General features: G+C 68.0%; 1 protein-coding gene and 1 pseudogene. Both read right to left on the bottom strand.

The features are described 5' to 3' along the window. A partial coding sequence (gene narJ / locus ABD768_RS42955; protein ID WP_344850758.1) for a nitrate reductase molybdenum cofactor assembly chaperone occupies positions 1-596 on the bottom strand: 596 nt, incomplete at its 3' end. Then, positions 593-1820 (bottom strand): annotated as a pseudogene (locus tag ABD768_RS42960) (4Fe-4S dicluster domain-containing protein); the annotation flags it as partial. The gene narJ and the pseudogene ABD768_RS42960, both read right to left, overlap by 4 nt.

A 1820-nucleotide genomic window follows, 5' to 3' on the forward strand; every position in this document is an offset into this window, starting at 1 on the left:
TCTTCCTCCGGAGGTCCTTCGGCGGCGAGGCGTCGTACGGCGTCGCGTTCGTCGCCGCGGAGCTGCGGCAGGGTGGCGGTGACGGCGTCGATGAGGTTCGCCCACGGGGATCGCTTGTCGCGCAGCGAGAGCCGCAGCAGTTCGAGACCGGCGCGGTGGTCGAGGATGAGGTCGCGGCCGAGCGCGTGGTCGATGGTGGCGGCGAACTCGAGGACGACGCAGAGATGATCGGGCAGTTCGGCGTCGTCGAGCTCGAAGCCGGCGCTGAGGTAGGTCTGTTTGAAGCGCAGCAGTGCCATCCCGCGCTTGCGGGTGTCGCCGTGCGCGAAGTACGTGAGGAACAGGTTGCAGCGACGGCGGGTGTCGAAGGTGTCGACGTAGTCGGCCTGAAGCTCGGGGAGCGGGGTGGCCTCGAAATGATCGAGGAAAGCCCGCAGAGAGTCACCGATGGCGGTCGGCAGACTCTGTGATGCCGACCTGAGCAGGTCGGCGCGGGCCAGCAGCTCCTCGTCGGGGTAGTCGAGGAGGAGCGAGACGGACTGCCACACGATGGTGAGCTGGTCCGGCGGCAGTACCGGCTTGGGCCGGCGGCTCATGAGCCGGAGCCCTTCGGCGGGAACATCCCCGGCGGGGAGCCTTTGCCGTCCCAGTTGAGCAGGTTGACCCGGCCGGCTTTGCTCTCCGGGCCGGCCAGTGAGTCGGAGGTCTGCCGGTCCTGCAGCATCTGGAAGTTCTCGACCGCGATCGGGGTGGGCGTTCCGGAGCCCTCGCCGAACACGTCGTGCTGACCGCCGCCGTACTCCGAGACTGAGCACTCCGTGGACAGCTCCTCCAGCGAGTGGGCTTGCTCGGCGTGCGCGGGCGGGATCACGTACCGCTCGTCGTACTTCGCGATCGCCAGCAGCCGGTACATGTCCGTCCGGGTCGCGACCCAGGTTGATGTCGCGCAGGTAGCAGCGCATCGCGGCGAGCTTCTTGAGCACGGCGTCGACCGGCGCGACGTCCCCGGCGGTGAACAGCTCGGCGAGGTACTCGACCGGGATCCGGAGCGCGTCGATCGCCGCGAAGAGATTTCCCTTGTCCTCGGCATCTTCTCCGGTCTCGGCGACGACGTCGACCACCGGTGACAGCGGCGGGATGTACCAGACCATGGGCATCGTCCGGTACTCCGGGTGCAGCGGCAGCGCGACCTCGAAGGTGTTGATCAACGCGTAGACCGGGGAGCGCTGGGCCGCATCGATCCAGTCCCGGGCGATACCGGCCCGCTCTGCCTCGCGGACGACGTCGGGGTCGAACGGATCGAGGAAGACCCCGCGCTGCGCTTCGTAGAGACCTTCGTCGTCGGTCGTCGAGGCGGCTTCGAGGACCTTGGCCGGCCCACACACGTCTCCGCGCAGACGGTCGGCAGGCCGACCTCGATCCGCGGGAAGCAGAACGTGCACTTCTCGGCCTTGCCGGTGCGGTGGTTGAAGTAGACCTTCTTGTAAGGGCAGCCCGAGACGCACTTGCGCCAGCCGCGGCAGCGGTCCTGGTCGACCAGCACGATCCCGTCCTCCGCGCGCTTGTAGATCGCGCCGCTGGGACACGACGCCGCGCACGACGGGTTCAGGCAGTGCTCGCAGATCCGCGGCAGGTAGAACATGAAGGTCTGCTCGAACTCGAACTTCACCTTGTCGGCGATCTTCTTCAGCATCGGGTCGCGGTGCGCGGTGGCGGTCGAGCCGCCGAGGTCGTCGTCCCAGTTGGCCGACCACTCGATCTTCAGGTTCTTGCCACTGATCAGCGACTTGGGCCGGGCGACCGGGGTGTGCTCCTGGGCC

It is taken from the genome of Kribbella ginsengisoli (assembly GCF_039537185.1).
Classification (GTDB): Bacteria; Actinomycetota; Actinomycetes; order Propionibacteriales; family Kribbellaceae; genus Kribbella; species Kribbella koreensis.